Source organism: Natrinema gari JCM 14663 (genome assembly GCF_000337175.1).
GTDB lineage: Archaea > Halobacteriota > Halobacteria > Halobacteriales > Natrialbaceae > Natrinema > Natrinema gari.
Map to the genome: position 1 here is coordinate 34,078 of NZ_AOIJ01000032.1, position 16,029 is coordinate 50,106.

General features: G+C 64.4%; 18 protein-coding genes. 6 read left to right on the forward strand and 12 right to left on the reverse strand.

Annotation, left to right across the window (positions count from 1 at the left end; translation table 11 throughout):
• Positions 1–165 precede the first annotated feature (165 nt).
• Positions 166–300: a hypothetical protein gene (locus C486_RS22555; protein WP_275039787.1), complete on the forward strand. Its 135-nt coding sequence runs from the start codon at positions 166–168 to the stop codon at positions 298–300.
• Entirely contained in the window at positions 297–689 is a 393-nt protein-coding gene (locus C486_RS02405; RefSeq protein WP_008452641.1) for a type II toxin-antitoxin system VapC family toxin, read from the forward strand. The genes C486_RS22555 and C486_RS02405 overlap by 4 nt, the downstream gene beginning before the upstream one ends.
• Positions 690–1,085: 396 nt before the next feature.
• Here C486_RS02405 and C486_RS02410 read toward each other — a convergent pair whose 3' ends face one another.
• Entirely contained in the window at positions 1,086–1,619 is a 534-nt protein-coding gene (locus tag C486_RS02410; RefSeq protein WP_049910061.1) for a GNAT family N-acetyltransferase, read from the reverse strand.
• 105 nt (positions 1,620–1,724) lie between these two features.
• Here C486_RS02410 and C486_RS21500 point away from each other — a divergent pair, with 105 nt between their 5' ends.
• Both C486_RS21500 and C486_RS02415 read left to right on the forward strand, forming a co-directional pair.
• Positions 1,725–1,868 (forward strand): hypothetical protein, encoded by a 144-nt coding sequence (locus C486_RS21500; RefSeq protein WP_008452646.1) that lies wholly within the window; start codon positions 1,725–1,727, stop codon positions 1,866–1,868.
• A gap of 131 nt (positions 1,869–1,999) precedes the next feature.
• The gene (locus tag C486_RS02415) at positions 2,000–2,455 is read left to right on the forward strand and encodes a YbhB/YbcL family Raf kinase inhibitor-like protein (protein WP_008452648.1); all 456 of its coding nucleotides are present in this window, start codon (positions 2,000–2,002) and stop codon (positions 2,453–2,455) included.
• Between the two features lie 89 nt (positions 2,456–2,544).
• On the opposite strand, the gene nucS is transcribed toward C486_RS02415, so the two are convergent.
• Positions 2,545–3,288 carry an endonuclease NucS gene (gene nucS / locus C486_RS02420; RefSeq protein WP_008452649.1) on the reverse strand — a complete coding sequence of 248 codons (744 nt, stop codon included), beginning with the start codon at positions 3,286–3,288 and terminating at the stop codon, positions 2,545–2,547.
• A 136-nt stretch (positions 3,289–3,424) separates the two neighbouring features.
• On the opposite strand from nucS, the gene C486_RS02425 reads away from it, so the two are divergent.
• Positions 3,425–4,033 carry a hypothetical protein gene (locus C486_RS02425; RefSeq protein ID WP_008452651.1) on the forward strand — a complete coding sequence of 203 codons (609 nt, stop codon included), beginning with the start codon at positions 3,425–3,427 and terminating at the stop codon, positions 4,031–4,033.
• Between the two features lie 39 nt (positions 4,034–4,072).
• Here the strand turns inward: C486_RS02425 and C486_RS02430 are convergent, their stop codons facing one another.
• Positions 4,073–4,558, reverse strand: a complete 486-nt coding sequence (locus C486_RS02430) for a hypothetical protein (protein WP_008452653.1) — start codon at positions 4,556–4,558, stop codon at positions 4,073–4,075.
• Positions 4,559–4,918: 360 nt separating this feature from the next.
• Here C486_RS02430 and C486_RS02435 point away from each other — a divergent pair, with 360 nt between their 5' ends.
• On the forward strand, positions 4,919–6,853 hold the full coding sequence (locus C486_RS02435) for a beta-CASP ribonuclease aCPSF1 (RefSeq protein WP_008452656.1): 1,935 nt from the start codon (positions 4,919–4,921) through the stop codon (positions 6,851–6,853).
• 303 nt (positions 6,854–7,156) lie between these two features.
• Here C486_RS02435 and C486_RS02440 read toward each other — a convergent pair whose 3' ends face one another.
• The 9 genes from C486_RS02440 to C486_RS22560 all read right to left on the reverse strand — a co-directional run bounded on the left by C486_RS02440 (position 7,157) and on the right by C486_RS22560 (position 15,947).
• The gene (locus tag C486_RS02440) at positions 7,157–7,960 is read right to left on the reverse strand and encodes an ABC transporter permease (protein WP_008452658.1); all 804 of its coding nucleotides are present in this window, start codon (positions 7,958–7,960) and stop codon (positions 7,157–7,159) included.
• Positions 7,953–8,888 (reverse strand): ABC transporter permease, encoded by a 936-nt coding sequence (locus C486_RS02445; RefSeq protein ID WP_008452660.1) that lies wholly within the window; start codon positions 8,886–8,888, stop codon positions 7,953–7,955. The genes C486_RS02440 and C486_RS02445 overlap by 8 nt, the downstream gene beginning before the upstream one ends.
• A 2-nt stretch (positions 8,889–8,890) precedes the next feature.
• Positions 8,891–10,048 carry an ABC transporter ATP-binding protein gene (locus C486_RS02450; protein WP_008452661.1) on the reverse strand — a complete coding sequence of 386 codons (1,158 nt, stop codon included), beginning with the start codon at positions 10,046–10,048 and terminating at the stop codon, positions 8,891–8,893.
• A gap of 24 nt (positions 10,049–10,072) precedes the next feature.
• The gene (locus C486_RS02455; protein ID WP_049910062.1) at positions 10,073–11,221 is read right to left on the reverse strand and encodes an ABC transporter substrate-binding protein; all 1,149 of its coding nucleotides are present in this window, start codon (positions 11,219–11,221) and stop codon (positions 10,073–10,075) included.
• Positions 11,222–11,453: 232 nt separating this feature from the next.
• Complete coding sequence (bluB, locus tag C486_RS02460) at positions 11,454–12,143, reverse strand: 5,6-dimethylbenzimidazole synthase (protein WP_008452665.1); 690 nt, start codon at positions 12,141–12,143, stop codon at positions 11,454–11,456.
• A gap of 197 nt (positions 12,144–12,340) precedes the next feature.
• On the reverse strand, positions 12,341–13,171 hold the full coding sequence (locus C486_RS02465) for an endonuclease III domain-containing protein (protein ID WP_008452668.1): 831 nt from the start codon (positions 13,169–13,171) through the stop codon (positions 12,341–12,343).
• Positions 13,172–13,269: 98 nt separating this feature from the next.
• The gene (locus C486_RS02470; RefSeq protein ID WP_008452669.1) at positions 13,270–13,683 is read right to left on the reverse strand and encodes a DUF371 domain-containing protein; all 414 of its coding nucleotides are present in this window, start codon (positions 13,681–13,683) and stop codon (positions 13,270–13,272) included.
• Positions 13,684–14,277: 594 nt separating this feature from the next.
• Positions 14,278–15,621 (reverse strand): alkaline phosphatase family protein, encoded by a 1,344-nt coding sequence (locus C486_RS02475; RefSeq protein ID WP_008452673.1) that lies wholly within the window; start codon positions 15,619–15,621, stop codon positions 14,278–14,280.
• A gap of 194 nt (positions 15,622–15,815) precedes the next feature.
• A complete protein-coding gene (locus C486_RS22560) occupies positions 15,816–15,947 on the reverse strand; it encodes a hypothetical protein (protein WP_008452675.1) in 132 nt (43 codons plus the stop codon).
• Between the last annotated feature and the right edge of the window lie 82 nt (positions 15,948–16,029).

Sequence of the window (16,029 nt, forward strand, 5' to 3'; positions counted from 1 at the left end):
CGGAGTATCTGAGCCGGGTCCAAGAAACGATAGCGCAACCGCGAAGAGGGTGGCTCTTCTGTTCAACGATCACTCCGCCGCCAAAACGTCCCAGTACAGTTATTCACTACGCACCGGAATTGCATTACCAACAGAATCATGCCTGTAGCCATCGATCCATCTACTATGGACGACGACGATGCCTCCTCAAACGACGGCGATGACGCCCCATTAGGGACGTTTCTGTCGCAGGCGTTTGCTGACGTTGACGTCGAGGTTGACTCGGTCGAGGACGTCCGAGAGATCCGCGAAGACGTATGAAGCTGTTCGTCGATACGAATATTCTCGTCGCTGCGACACTCAACGAATCGGAACGAGGCGCTATCGCAACGGAATTCTTGAATTTGGACCGTGAGCTGTCGACAACGATGTTCAACCTGATGGAATTCCGGACCGTGTTGGCGAAGAAAAAGCGCCTTGATCAGGATCGGGTTGAACGCCTCCTCGAAAAGCTCTGGGATCGAATTACTGTCTACCGGCCGGACTCCAACGACCTGCTTACATCCTACTCAGTCCAAGAACGAACGTTACTGTATCCAATGGACTGCCTCATTCTCACGACGGCAGAAGAAACAGATGGGGTCCTGGTCACGTTCGATTCGGAGTTGCTCGAGAACGGTGCGGTCTCACCAAAGACATTTTTGGACTGACTACTCGTCGATCGCGACATCCTCAGCACATTCGGGATTGACTTCTTCGACGGGCTCGCATCCGGTCTCGCGCTACTGACAGCCGTTCCATTCAACCACAACCCACACCCAGTCGCCATCGGGCTGCGGCCGGAACGAGATCTTCCCCGGTGGGCCGCCGGCTGGCCGATACTGGATGTCGATCGCAATGTCAGTTATCACTCTCCACCAGATGATCGGCGATCGCCCGGCAGTGCTCGGCGACCTTCTCCTCGGTCAGCGGCCGCTCGAACGTGAGCGTCATCGCAAATCGGTCACCAGCGGCCGCCATCATGCGGAACCCACAAGGGCTCGTCTGAAACCTGGGCTCGTACGGACTTCTAGCGCGAACGGTTCCTGCTTCAACCCCACAAGGGTTCATCTGAAACCATCGTCGGCGATCGATTTCCGATAAAAGATCAGTTCGAAGGGATCATCGAATGCTTCGACCCACTCGCGACACACCGCTTCGAAGCCTTCCGTGTCGTACAGTCCGCGGGCCGCGGTTTGGGTCGGTCTCGTATCGAGGACGAACTGTTCGACCCCTCGCGACCGGGCACGTTCCTCGAGTTCCCGGTAGAGCTGCCGTCCGTAGCCCCGCCGTTGTGCGTCGGGCGCGACGCGCAGTCGCGTCACCTCGGCCGCCGCGTCGCCGAGGTCGGAAACGACCGTCGCGATGTGTGCCGAGTCGTCGACCGGTCGAAACGCGCCCATCGCGACGATCCGACCAGCTCGTTCGCCGACCAGAAACTCGCCGCCGGGCTCGAGAAACGTCTCCGTGATCGACTCGAGGTCGTCGTCCGGAACGCCCTCGACGTAGGCGTTGGCGTCCCGCATGGCTGTTTCGTGGAGGTCTCTAACCCTGGGGCCGTCGTCAGGTCGGTACCGACGGATCGAGAGTTCGTTTCCCATGGGCACCGATCAGTCGCTCCGCTTGAAACGTCCTCGCATCGATGGAGTCGGTCAGGTTGCGAGGACCGGCACAACGCACAACCACCTCGGCGAGAAGCTAGTAGTATGACATATCGAACAACGATCGGGTGGTCCCTCATCACGTCGGGTATCGTCACACTGTTGCTCGCCTTCCTGCCGGGCAAGTCGCTGTGGTGGGGACTCGGGCTGTTGCTCCTCGGGATCGCAATATTCGTCGTCCGTCGGTAGCAACTCGCCTGCCGTCTCGTCGCCGGTGTGTGACACGGCAGCCGGAGATACCGCCGTTCGTGGCTTCGAATGTAAGGTTCTTTTCGCTGGGCGATGACCGCTCGAAGCGGGGCACACGGAGCGTGGATAACATGGGAGAGTTCACACTCGAGAGTCAGGCCTTCGACGACGGGGACCGAATCCCCGAGGAGTATGGCTACACAGAGACGAACGTCAACCCACCACTCGAGATACGCGGCGTCCCCGACGACGCGGAGACCCTCGCGTTGATCGTGGACGATCCGGACGCGATAGAGCCCGCCGGCACGGTGTGGGACCACTGGATCGTCTGGAACGTGCCGCCGGAGACGGGGACGATTCCGGAGGACTGGGACGCTGCGGACGCAATCGAGGGCACGAACGATTTCGGCGAACGGGGCTACGGCGGCCCGAACCCGCCAGACAGGGAGCACACGTACCGATTCAGACTGTTCGCCCTCGAGACGTCGCTCGATCTCGGGCCCGATGCGGCCGCCGCCGACCTCGAGTCGACGATCGAGAAGCACGTGCTCGAGCAGGCACGACTCGAGGGCACGTATCCTGCCTGACTGAGACGGACCGCTGTCAGTCAGTGCCGGCGACCCCACGGACGGGTGGGTGATTGGTCGATGGAGTCGCCCGACCGTCCGGGACGAAATCACTCGGCGGGGGGCTCAAGGGAGACGAACTCGAGGCCGTGTTCGGTCAGGAGCCGACTCGCACGGTCGGTTACCGAGGGAGCGACCAGTATCCCCCGTACGGCAGCGTCGGCGTGGAGGTCGCGCTCGAGGGCGTCGACGTAGCGGCGGAGTTGGCTCACCGCGTCCGGCCCGACCCGCCGCCGCTTCAGTTCGACCACGACCGCTCGGCCGGCCGCGTCCTCGCCGTAGATGTCGACCGCACCCGCGGGCGTCTCGCGTTCGGTCGCCAGCGGCGTGAACTCGGCCTCGAGCACGGACGGGTCCTCGAGAATTCGCTGGCGGAGGTCCTCTTCCGTGCCGACGAGGGCGAGTTCGTTCTCGTCGGTACCCGAGAACGCCGACACCTGCAGCACCTCCCGAAACCGGACCCGGAGTCGCTCGTCCGGCGTCGACCGCACGCTCTCGAGGATGAGCTCGCCGTCCTCGCAGACGGCATCGTGCGTACAGCCCGGCGGCTGCCAGTTGACCGGCTGCTGCCCCTCGTCTGTGTGGACCAGCGCCGCCCCGTCGGGCTTGAGCATGACGTGACGGGCACCCGCCTCGAGGCGACTCGAGGCGCGGCCCTCGTAGTCGACGGTGCAGCGTCCGTAGACGGTCACGATCGCCTCCCGATCGATGCCGCGGGCGACGATGTCGCGAGCGGCCGCTGGCGTCGGCTCCCGAAGGGTTTCCGTTCGCGTGCCGTCCGCTGAATCAGTCACTGGGCCGTGGTAGTTCGGGCGCGAATAAAAGGTGCCCGTTGTCGTGGGGATCCGTCCCGCGTCGGTTGCCGTCGACCGCGCGTGCGAGGGCCAACGCAGAAGGTATATTGGCCCTCGACCCTGCGTGTCAGAGACAATGTCGAACCTTCCGACCCGCCGGGGTTTCCTCGCGCTTACCGGTGCCGGTGCCACCGCATCGCTGGCCGGCTGTTCCCAACTCGAATCGATCGGTCAGTCGGACGACGACGCGGCCACCGCGGTCACGCTCCAAGTCAGACCGGACGAGGAAAAAGTCTCGACGCTCGGGGACGAGATACAGGCCGACATCGAGAGCGGCGATCTCGGTCGGCAGGAGGCGCAACTGGCGTACCAGAAGCGACAACGCGAGTTAGTCGAATCCGCTGCAACCGACTTCGAGGACTCGGCTCCGGCAGCCATCACGATCGAAAACTCCGAGACCGCATACGGGCTCTTCCTCGTCACCGGCTCCGACGAGGCGATCCTGCAGTCGCTCCGCGATGGGGCCACCGGAGCGATCTACCCCGGCGAGCAGTACGAGCCGCTCGTCCAACAGCAACAACGGCGAGCACAACAACTCGAGCAACAACAGGCACTGCTCGAGCAACAACAGCAAGCAGCAGCGGACGGAGAGACGAACGAATCCGAGACCGCGACCGAGACGGCCACCGGAACCGAATCGGGCGACGGGAACGACTCGGCTGCGGGGAACGAGACGAACGACTAGGCGGCGACTGCCGTCTGTCGGCCCGCTCACCGGTGGCGCTCACCGTTCGAGGGCGAACGGACTCTCGCCGTCGGTCCAGTCCCAGCCGGGGAGTCGTTCCTGAAAGCCGGCCGCGAGGGCCGCCTCGCAGTCGTCGACGCCGGCGTTTTCGTCCGCACCGCCGTGGACCCGCACGTCGGCGTAGTGGAAGGTCGCTTCGCCGAGCGTCCGTAGCGGCTGCGGACCGGCGATCGTCGCAGCTAATTCGCGCCCAAGGAGTTCGTCGACGACGAAGCCCGGATAATCCCCGTCGACATCGAGTTCCCTGAGGATCGCGATCAGCGCCGCGACGTTGACGGCCAGATCGCCGTCAGCGAAGACGGCGTCGACTGCCTCCCGATACTGTGACTCGGTGACCGCGTCGACATCGGTTCCGAAGGCGTCGCCGAGATCGGTTCGAACCTCGTTGATGAGGCCAACGACCGTCTCGGTTCGATCCACCACCCAGTCACGTTCCTCGCGAACTCGAGTTGGAGTCACGTACATACTGTCCTGATAGGTCCGACTCCCACTGCCCTGGTTTTTGCGAAGGCTTTTATACCACGCAAAGAATAGCCTCGAGTAAGCGGGTTCTCCCTGGAATTGTCCCGCACGGACCAGGATAACCGATCCGGGAGCGTGTTCGTCAGCTACGGAGTAGGATACGATGAATCGGGAGACGAGACGGAGTGTGAGCGACGTTGTCCCGCGCGGACGACGATGCTCGCGATCGGTTCCGAGACGACGGCCGCTACGTGGCGTCCGTCACGGAACCGGGAGTCGTTCTCCAGTCCCGATCCTCTCTCCCCGGCCCGATGCCGCGTTCGATCCCGGACGGCGAGTTCACGCAAGCCACATTCGGCGATTATGAGCACTGTAGAGCAGCAACTCGACGATCTCAAAGCACAGATCACGAGCGAGTTACCGAGCGATATCTCGGTCTCCTCGGTGAAATACGAAGGCCCCGAACTGGTGGTCTACACGCGCGACCCGAAGAAGTTCGCCCAGCAGGGCGACCTCATTCGGCAACTCGCGAGCAAACTTCGCAAGCGAATCACTGTCCGGCCCGACCCCAGCGTCCTCTCACGGCCCGAACAGGCCCGCGAGGAGATCATGAACGTCATTCCCGAGGACGCGGGCGTCACCGACCTCGACTTCCACGCCGATACCGGCGAGGTCGTCATCGAGGCCGAAAAGCCCGGCATGGTCATCGGCCGCCACGGGTCGACCCTCCGCGAAATCACGAAGAACGTCGGCTGGACGCCCGAAGTCGTCCGCACGCCGCCGATCGAGTCCTCGACCGTCTCGAACGTTCGGAGCTTCCTCAAGCAGGAACGCGACGACCGTCGTGACATCTTGGAGAAAGTCGGCCGACAGATCCACCGCGAGGAGATGTCCGACGACGAGTACGTCCGTATCACCACACTGGGCTGCTGTCGCGAGGTCGGGCGGGCCTCGTTTATTCTCTCGACGCCCGAAACGCGAATCCTCATCGACTGCGGCGACAAACCCGGTGCCGAAGACGAGGTGCCGTACCTCCACGCACCCGAGGCGCTCGGCGCGGGCCCACAGACCATCGACGCGGTCGTGTTGACCCACGCCCACCTCGACCACTCCGCGCTGATCCCGCTCCTGTTCAAGTACGGCTACGACGGGCCGATTTACTGTACCGAGCCCACGCGCGACATGATGGGCCTGCTGACGCTCGACTACCTCGATGTCGCGGCCAAAGAGGGCCGGAGCCCGCCCTACGAAAGCGAGCAGGTTCGCGAAGCGATCAAACACTGCATCCCGCTCGAGTACGGCGACGTCACCGACATCGCGCCCGACGTCAAACTCACGTTCCACAACGCCGGCCACATTCTGGGCTCGGCCGTTTCGCACTTCCACATCGGCGACGGCCTCTACAACGTCGCGTTCTCCGGCGACATCCACTACGAGGACACCCGGTTGTTCAACGGTGCAGTCAACGACTTCCCGCGCGTCGAGACGCTCGTCCTCGAGTCGACCTACGGCGGTCGCAACGACTACCAGACCGATCAGGAGGACTCCGAGCGCAATCTCAAGGAGGTCATCAACGAGACCTACGAGCGGGACGGCAAGGTCGTCATCCCCGCTTTCGCCGTGGGTCGATCACAGGAGATCATGCTCGTCCTGGAGGAGGCGATGCGCAACGGCGAGATCCCATCGATGCCGGTCCACCTCGACGGGATGATCTGGGAGGCCACTGCGATTCACACGACCTACCCCGAGTACCTCCGGGACGACCTGCGGGATCGCATCTTCCACGAGGACGAAAACCCGTTCCTCGCCGACGAGTTCAACCACATCGACGGCGGCGAGGAGGAACGACAGGACGTCGCCGACGGCGAGTCCTGTATCATCCTCTCGACGTCGGGGATGGTCACCGGCGGGCCGATCATGTCCTGGCTCTCCCACATCGGTCCCGATCCGGACTCCTCGCTCGTCTTCGTCGGCTACCAGGCCCAGGGAACCCTCGGTCGCCGCATCCAGAACGGCTGGGACGAGATCCCGACCAGCGAAGTCGGTGCCATGGGCAACGGCGGCGGCCGCGGCACCCTCTCGCTGAACATGAACGTCGAAACCGTCGACGGCTTCTCCGGCCACGCCGACCGCGCCGGCCTCGAGAACTTCGTCAAGACGATGAACCCGCGCCCCGAGAAGGTCCTCTGTGTCCACGGCGACGAGCGCTCCACGCAGGACCTCTCGTCGGCGCTCTACCACGAGTACGACATGCGCACGTTCGCGCCCAAGAACCTCGAGACCTTCCGCTTCCTCTGAAAGCCCTCGCGATCGCTTGGCAGCGATCGCTCGCCCGTTCACTGTCCGCCAGGTCAGCAACGCGGCGCGCGGGTTCGCGCGCCGCGCGGTCGGCCTGCCCTCCCCCGTGACTCGAGCGCTCGCCGATTCGGCGAGCGCTCGAGCCGGCCACTGTACTGACTGGTGCCACCGCGCTGGTCGGAGCCACTGCCCTGTTCGGAGCCACTGCCACAGAATTGCTGCTGGCTGTTCAGGTTCGCTACGTGACCGACTACGTGCGTTGGTGAGAGCGCTCGAAGAAAGCACCGGATCGGAAACGGCCGATCAGGACAGCTGTTTCGAGAGCCAGTCCAGGTTCGTGGCGATCGTCGCGATCACGATCGCGATAAGCGAGATGATGATGAGGAACGTCGAGACGACGCTCACCATCGGATCCAGCGACTGTCGGATCTGGGTCCACGCGACGACCGGGATGGTCTCGGTGCTGCGACTCGAGAGGAACAGCGCCATCACGAACTCTTGGAGACTGATAATAAAGGCGAGCAGCGCGCCGACGAAGATCCCGTGTTTGACGTTGGGGAGGACGGCGTAGACGAACGACCGGATCGGTCCCGCGCCGAGGTCTTTCGCGGCGTCGAGGAGCTGCCAGTCGAACCGGCTGAACACCGACCGCATCACGAAGTAGACCAGCGGTGTCGCCCACAGCGTGTGCGCGAGGATGATGCTCGGGTACGAGGCCCCGATGCCAGCCCTGACGAAGTAGACGCGCATCGAGATCCCGAGGATGATCGGCGGGATCAACAGCGGGATGAGGACCAGCGGCGCGAGTACCTGTCCGGCGCGGCCGTCGTCGATTTCGTGGCCGAAGGCGGCCGTGACGCCGAGCGTGGTCGCGATGATCGTCGTTCCGACGCCGACGAGGAGGCTGTTGTCGAACGCCAACAGCCAGTGCGTCTCCTCGACGAACGTGCGGTAGTGAACCAGCGAGTAGTGCTCGGGCGGGAACGCGAGGTTCCCCGACTCCGCGAAGGAGGTCACGACGACCACCGCGAGCGGTAACAGCATGAACGTCAGGATCGCCAGATAGCCCGCCCGGAACAGGGCGTTCTCGAGCCGTTCTCTATGCATATTCGAACTCACCTCCGAAGTAGTTGAGTGTGGCCGTAAGAAGGACGATGCTCACGAGCATCAGGAGCAACATGACGACCGCGTACGCGGTCGCGACCTCCCACTGTAGGAGCGTTAGCAGTCGCTTCTCGACCACCAGTGCGAACGCCCTTGCCTTGTTTTGCCCGTCGCCGAGAAGCCCCGGCGCAGCGTAGGCACCGACGCTCCACGCAAAGGAGATCACCGTCGCGACGATGATGCCGGGCATCGCTTGGGGCACGACGACCTCGAGCACCGAGCGTGGACGGCTCGCGCCGAGGTCGCGAGCGGCTTCGACGATCCCCCAGTCCATCGTCGCGAGGACGCTGTAGATCGCCAGCACGGCGTAGGGCAGGACGATGTAGACCTGTCCGACGACGACGCCGACCGTTCCCGGAACGAACTGGATCGGCTCCGAGATGAGGTTCAGCGACAGCAGGACATCGTTGAGCGTCCCGTTCGGTGAGAGCAGTGGCATGAACGCGTAGGTCTTGATGACAAGCGTCGTCAGCAGGGGCAGGACGACCGAGAACAGCAGCGCCGACTTGACGAGTCCTTCGGATCGCCAGATCGCGTAGGCGTAAAACGTCGCGATCACGACCGTGATCGCCGTCGCGAGCAGCCCCAGTTTGATCGAGTAGGTGATCGCGTTCAGCAGTATGTCGGTGGAAAACACCTCGCTGTATCCGGAGAGCGACCACGTTCCCGGCGCGTAGCGGAGGTCCTGTGACCCGTTTGTGAGGCTGATCCGCAGCAGGATCAGAAACGGTGCGACGAACAGGAGCAACTCGAAGACCAGCAGCGGGGCCATCAACAGCAGCGCCCGCTTCGAGCGCGATCGCTCGCGCAGGGACTCCCAGAGCCGCGCGATCGGGGCCGGCAGCGAAGACGATGAGTGCGTTCCGGACATCGTTATAGGTCGACCCTCGAGCCGTCGTCGCGGAACGCGAGGACATCCGCGCCGTCCCAACTGATCCGGATCTCGTCACCAGCGTCGAACGCGCCGGAGTCGGCGACGGTGCGTTCGACGAACAGCGACGTGTCCTCGACCGCGACGGAGTAGCGGATCGTCGACCCTCGATAGAGGACGTTCTCGATCGTGCCGACGACGGCGTTCGTCGTACTTCCGTCGGTACGCACCGGCTGTGTTCGGTCCGCCTCGCCGTCGAATGTGGCCGCGTCCGCCGGCTCGATCGAGAGCACTTCGGGACGAAGCGACAGCGCCACCGACTCGCCTGCGGCGAGGGCGGCCGCGCCGTCCGCGCCGGCCGTCCTCGGGAGGACGACCTCGCGGCCCAGTTCGGTCTCGACGTGGACCGAGTCGGCCGTCGTCCGCTCGACCTCGCCGGCCACGAAGTTCGTATCGCCGAGGAAGCCCTCGATGAACCGGTTCTTCGGGTTCTCGTAGACCTCGTTCGGCTCGCCGACCTGGACGAGGGTGCCGTCGGCCATGATGCCGATCCGATCGGCGAGGGTAAACGCCTCGTCCTGGTCGTGGGTGACGTGGACGAACGTCTCCTCGAGTTCCGCGTGGATCTCGCGGAGTTCGATCTGCATGTCCTCGCTGAGTCGCTTGTCGAGGTTCGACAGCGGCTCGTCGAGCAGCAAGACATCGGGGTTGACGGCCAGCGACCGTGCGAGCGCGACGCGCTGTTTCTGTCCGCCGCTCAGGTTCATCGGGTCGTCATCGGCGTATTCTCCCATTCGGACGCGCTCGAGCATCTCACGGGCCTGTTCGCGGCGCTCGTCTTTCCCCATCCCCTGCATCTTCAGCCCGAAGGCGACGTTCTCGAGGACCGTCTTGTGCGGGAACAGCGCCCAGTCCTGAAACACCGTTGCGGTGGTGCGTTCGTAGGCCGGGCGATCGGTCACGTCCTCGTCGCCGATGCGTATTTCGCCGTCGGTCGGCGTCTCGAGGCCGGCGAGCATCCGCAGTGTCGTGGATTTGCCGCTGCCGCTGGGTCCGAGCAGGCACAGTAGTTCGCCGTCATCGATCGTCACCGAGACGTCCTCGACGGCGAGCGTGTCTCCGTACCGTTTCTCGAGTCCGGCAAGCGTGATTTCAGACATGAATTGTGGTGGCAGTGGCGATCCTTAGGCGTTCGACTGCATCTCGGTGAAGTCGTCGGAGAGGTCGCCGCTGTGCGCTGCGAGGAATTCCCAGTCCGGGAAGGCGATGTTTCGTGCTTCTTCGCTGTTGCTCGGCAGATCGTCCGCTAGATCGCCGGCATACTCGGTGTTCTCGTTGCAGAACAGGGTGGGCATTTCCTTGGACCACGCCGTCTGGACCTCGGCGTCCATGAGGAAGTTGATGAACTTCTCAGCCTGATCGCGCTTGTCGGTGCCCTTGACGACACACCAGTGGTTCAGGTAGCCGGTCGTCTCCTCCGGCATCGTGTGGGTCAGACCGTCGTAGTCGTCGATGTCGTACGCCGTCTGCTCGTAGTACCACTGCGCGACATCAATGACGTCGTTTTGGAATGCCTGCCAGATGTCCTCGCCGGAGCTCGCCCAGCTCTCGATGGGCCACTCGCGGACGGTGTCGAGGACGTCGTCGTGGAGGGCCGCGTCGTGCATCTCCTCGCCGAGTTCGGCCTCGTCCATGCCGACGGCGGCGGCATACATCGGGTACCACCAGAACCCGGTATCGACGCCGACGCCGTTGCTTTCCGCGACGGCCGCCGACGAGAGGTCGGCCCACGAGTCCGGCTCGAAATCCATCCCCTCGCGGTGGATGATGGTACAGGGAGCGCCGTCGACCGGCATCCCGTAGTCCGTGTTCCGGAAGTCGGTATAATAGTCGATGACCTCGTCGAAGTTGGGAACGTTGTCGGTCCGAATCTCGTGGAAGAGGTCGTCCTGTCGGCCGTAGTAGTAAAAATTCCCCTCCGTGATCGTCACGTCGTACGGCGGGTCGTCGTCCGGTGCAGTTTGAATGTCGCTGAGGATGTTGTTCCATCCCGGCTCGAGTTGGACCGCCGCATCGAACTCGTCTTCGTATCTCGAGACGACCGCTTCCTCGAATCGCTCGGCGTAGTTTCCGCTCCAGACACTGACGCGGAGCGGATCGCCGCCGCCGTTCGAGAGCAGTTTCGTACAGCCGGCGAGAGCGGTCACCGATCCGGCCGCCGTCGCCGACAGCACCCGCCGGCGCGAGGTCGCGGACCGTATTCGCTTGTTTTTCGATGGTGACTCCGACTCGCACTCGCTCGTTTCTGCAACCCGATCTGGGCCTGCAGGCATTGGTACCCCGGGTCTACCCCGATTCCGACATATAACCGTTGTGAAGTCACGAAGACGTGTTACGGAACGTCACAACGGCTCGAACGCACCGCTCGGAGCGGGAGCCGTCGATCCGAAGAGCGGGGACCGATGTGGGACGAACAGACATGTCATAGCCAAGCGGCGAGGTCGACTCCGTCCGCAACTCGAGCCGACGACTCGGTCGACCACCCGCCGGGTCGGCCGGGGTGGGCTACGAATGAGTGGTCGGTTCCCGTCGGTCCGCGCTCGCCCGGTCGGCGTTCCACTGCTCTTCGTGGACGAGTCGCTCCACCTCGAGCCGGTCGCGCCACCCTTCCTGTTGGAGGACCGGCTCCTCCGGAAACCCGTCCTCCGGGTAGCCGAGACAGAGGTACGCGATCGGCTTGACGTGCGGTGGGATGTCGAGGACTTCCTGCACCTCGTACGGGTAGAGGACACTCACCCACCCGACGCCGACGCCTTCCGCACGGGCGGCCAGCCAGAGGTTCTGGACGGCGAGACACGTCGAGTACACGTCCGTGCGCTTCATCGAACTGCGACCCAACACGTGGGGCGCGCCCCGCGTCGGATCACAGGTCACGCAGACGTTGACCGGCGACTCGCGGATGCCCTCGAGTTTCAGATCGGCGAACTCGGATCGGCGCGGTTCCTCGTAGCCCTCGCGGGCGGCCGCGATCGCGCGCTCGGCGATCGCCGCGATGTCGTTTTTCGTCCCCTCATCTTTGACGACGATGAGGTCCCAGGGTTGTGAGAAGCCGACGCTCGGCGCGTGATGTGCCGCCTCAATGAGCCGCTCGAGAACCGCGTCGGGAACCGGCTCGTCCCGAAACCGCCGGATGTCCCGGCGGGTGTAGATCGCTTTGTAAACCGCATCCCGTTCGGCGGGCGTGAATGCAACCATTATTTCGATAAGTAAAGCGAGCTTGTATGAAGGCGACGATCGCTCGCGGACCGGTCCCGCCCCGCTTCGCCGGGAGGCGTCACAACGGCGTCGCCGGTCGCGGGATGGGGGCGGGCCGCGGTAACGGTTTTCGACCACCCGGACGGGTCGTGGTCGTCGGCACCGACTGCCGGCCGCCCGTTCCACGCGACGCTCGATCAGTCGTCCGCCTCGGTCGCCGCCGGCGTTTCGGCCGGATCGACGACCTCGCCGGTCGCCGGGAAGACGCCGACCTGTTCGCAGACGTCGGCCATCGGGCAGGCGTCGGGGTCCTCGAGACAGGCGGGCGTGCGCGCCCGGCAGTACTCGCGACCGAACTGGATCGTCGCCGTGTGGCCGAAGCCACACTTCGCCGCGGGGACGTCGCGCTCAAGGACCTCGCGAACCGCTTCGTGATCCGCGTCGGGTGGTGCGATCCCCATGCGCCGATAGATGCGGTGGACGTGCGTGTCGACGGGGAACACGCCGCCGCGACCGCCGGCGAATAGCAGGACGCAGTCGGCGGTCTTCGGCCCGACGCCGCGGACCGAAAGGAGCGTCTCGCGAACGACCGACGGCTCCTCGTCTTTGACGAAGGCGTCGAACGCCGACGCGGAGTCGAACTCCGCGAGAACCCACTCGGCAGTATCGATCAGCGTCTCGGACTTCTGGTTGTACAGCCCGGCCCCGCTGATCGTTTCCGCGAGTGTCGATCGCTCGGCGCTCGCGAGCGATTCGGCGAGGTCCACGTCTGGACCCCCATATCTGTCGAGCAGTGCGTCGTGGGCCGGCTGACTCGCCTTGTCGCTCGTGTTCTGGCTCAGGATCGTTCGGACGAGACAGGTGAAGGCGTCCCGGCCGCCGTACTCTTTCTGCCAGAACAACTCCCCCAGTCGATCGACGATCGCCTCCGCGCGGGTCGCCGCGGTCGCCGGATCGAACTCGACCGTCGAACCGCCGCCCGCCGCACCGCCGCTGATATTGACTGCGGGCTCCGGATCGTCGCTCATATCGCTGCGTTGGGCCCGCGGGATCAAAACTGCGACGGACTCCCGACAGCCGCCGATTGTCTCGGGCTCGAGCCGCCCGAGCGGGGCCGTGGCAGCGTCTATTCGACGGTGATCGTCACCGTCGCCGCGGCACCGTCGGCTAACGCGTCGACGAGGCCGCGATCGAACCCGTCGGCCGCGAACTCGGCGTCGTTCACGATCGTCCGATCGTCGACGTAATCGCTCGTCCGGCCGACCGCGCTTCGCTCGTTGGTGAACTCGAGGTCGGGATCGCCGCGGCCCGTCACGGACTCCGTGTGGCCGCCGGCCTCGATCGTGACCGTAATCGTCGCATCGGCGTCCCGGCAGGCAGCGACGAAGTCGGGATCGAAGTCCGCCGGCGCACGATCGGCCTCGATCGCGAGGATGCAGTCGCCCGCGGGAGTGAGGTAGTCGTCGGTCGTCACTTCGAAGGTACTCGCATGCTCGGCGCTGACGTGCTCGTGGCCGCGAGCGTGGATGATCTCTTCCATGGCCGTCGGTTCGGTGCCGAGCGGAAAACGCCCTCGAATCCCGCTCGGCACCTCGTGTGCTGCCACCTCGGGACCCGCGGCTCGATCGGCCGGGTGTGGATCGGTTCCGCCGATGCTCCTCGTCGGCGAGCCCACGATCCCAGCGGGACCGCCCAGCTCACGAGCCGGATCGATAGCCGGCCCGAAACGCCCGCACGCCGGCCCCGATCAGGTTCCCGACCAGGACGTACATTAGGAGGATGATGAACCCTGTTCCCCAGTCCGCATGCAGCGAGCCGCGGACGAGACCGGCGAGGGCCGCGATCGCGGCACCGGCGGCTGCGGGGATTGCCAGTCCGAGTTGGAGGGGGGACCGCTCGTGCTGTAGAGCAGATACTGCGGGAGTCCGATTCCGACTGACAGATAGAGACCGCCCCCGGCCGGGGTACCGTCCAGGATCGCGGTGCTCTCGGTGATGGCGCGTACGAGCCCAGCCAGCAGAACCGCCACGCCCGGACAGCCGGCGATCACGACCGAGCGTTTCATACGAAGCCGTTCACGTCGAAACTGAAACGCATTGTGCAGGGCGTGGGATCGACCGCGATGTCTCGAGGTCTAGAGCAGGCTCGCGCCGTCGAAGTCGCCGCGGCTGTACTCGATGTCCATCAGATCGAGGATCGTCGGCGTGATGTCGAAGAGATCGGCGTTGTCGATCGTCGCGTCGGGATGGTCGATGTACAGCGACGTGTCGTCGAAACTGTGCATCCCGTTGCGCGGCCCAGTATCGAAGACGTCTCCATCACCCTTGAAGCCGGATTTGAGGTCGAAGCCGTTGTTCGGAATCGCGACCAGATCCGGTGCGATATCGTCGTGGTCGCCGCGGAAGGCCCGTTCCTTCTCGACGACGCGATCGACGACCGGGTTGCCGTCGGGTCCCTCAAGCGCCTCGAGGGCGGCCTTGAGTTCGTCGCGGACCGCGTCGTACTCGTCTTCGGGGACGGTACCGCGGGGTTCGCGCCCCTCGAGGTTGATATAGAAGCGGCCGGGGATGAACGAGTAGGCCGTCGTATCGTCGGCAATGTCGTTCAGTTCCTCGGGGTCGTCGGTCCGGAAGGAGAGCCAGCCCTCCTCTCGGAGCCATTCGTTGAAATGAACCTCGTAGTCGAGGCTGGTAAAGCCATGGTCGGAGGCGACGATCATGGTGACGTCGTCCGGCAGCGACTCTCGAAGGCGGCCGATGTACTCGTCGACTTTCTTGTAGAACTCGATGAATGCGTCCCTGTTCTCGCCGTCGCGCTCGTAATCCTTGAACAGGAAGTGGTTGACCCGGTCGGTGGTCATGAAGACGCCGAAGAACAGGTCCCAGTCGTCCTCCTCGATGTAGTGTTTGAAGGCCTCGAACTGGGCGTCGATCGTGGCGTGAGCGTCCTCGATGAACGCCGCTTTGTCGTCCTGGTGGCCGAGTTTCGGGTTGACGTCGATCCTGTAGTCGAGCGTCTCGAGGTAGTCGCGGACGTCGTCGGGATAGGCGGCCTTGTCGAGGCCGGGCGAGAGGAAGCCGGAGACCATCCGCTGGACGTCGCGCTGGGGCGGAAACGTGACGGGCACGTTCATCACGGTTGCCTTGCGTCCGGTCTCCTGAACGCGGTCCCAGACGCGTTCAGCCTGGACGTCACGCCCCATCGGAACGTAGGTATCGTAGGTGCCGATCTCCCGGTCCTGAAAGCCGTAAACGCCCGTCTCACCGGGGTTCATCCCGGTCGTCAGCGACGGCCAGCAGGCGCTGGATTCCGGCGGGACGATGCTCGAGATTTCCCCGGCAGTCCCGTCGGTAGCGAGTGCAGCAAAGTTGGGGAACAGTTCCTCGTTCTCCGAGAGGAGACTATACGGCACGCCGTCGACCCCGATAAATGCGACCCGGGGATCGCCGTCGCCCCGTAATCGGTCGAACAGACCCATGGACGGACGTAGTTCGACCGCATACAAGAAGGTTCGTTTCGAGACAGTGTTTTGCGAACGGCCGAGCCCCCGTCGGTGGGGTTACCGAGCACTCGCTATGGACGGCGGCGACGGGGGATCAACAGACGCGAACGGCGGCGGACGAACCCGGTGGCGATCGCGGACCGATGCGCGAACTCGAGACAGGCTAGTCGCTAGTCGCGTTCGCTCGCGTCCTCGGGATCGAAGTTGGTCGGAACGACCGTGGGGTGGGCCATGCCGGCGGCGGAGTCGGCCCCCTCGTCGGCCGACGATGCCGTTCGCGGACCGGAATCGGATGCTGCCATACGGGAACGACTACGGCAGGAACGGGGATAAAATTACCCATGCTCATAGCGAATCGGACGGCCGGCCATGGATAACTCTCGG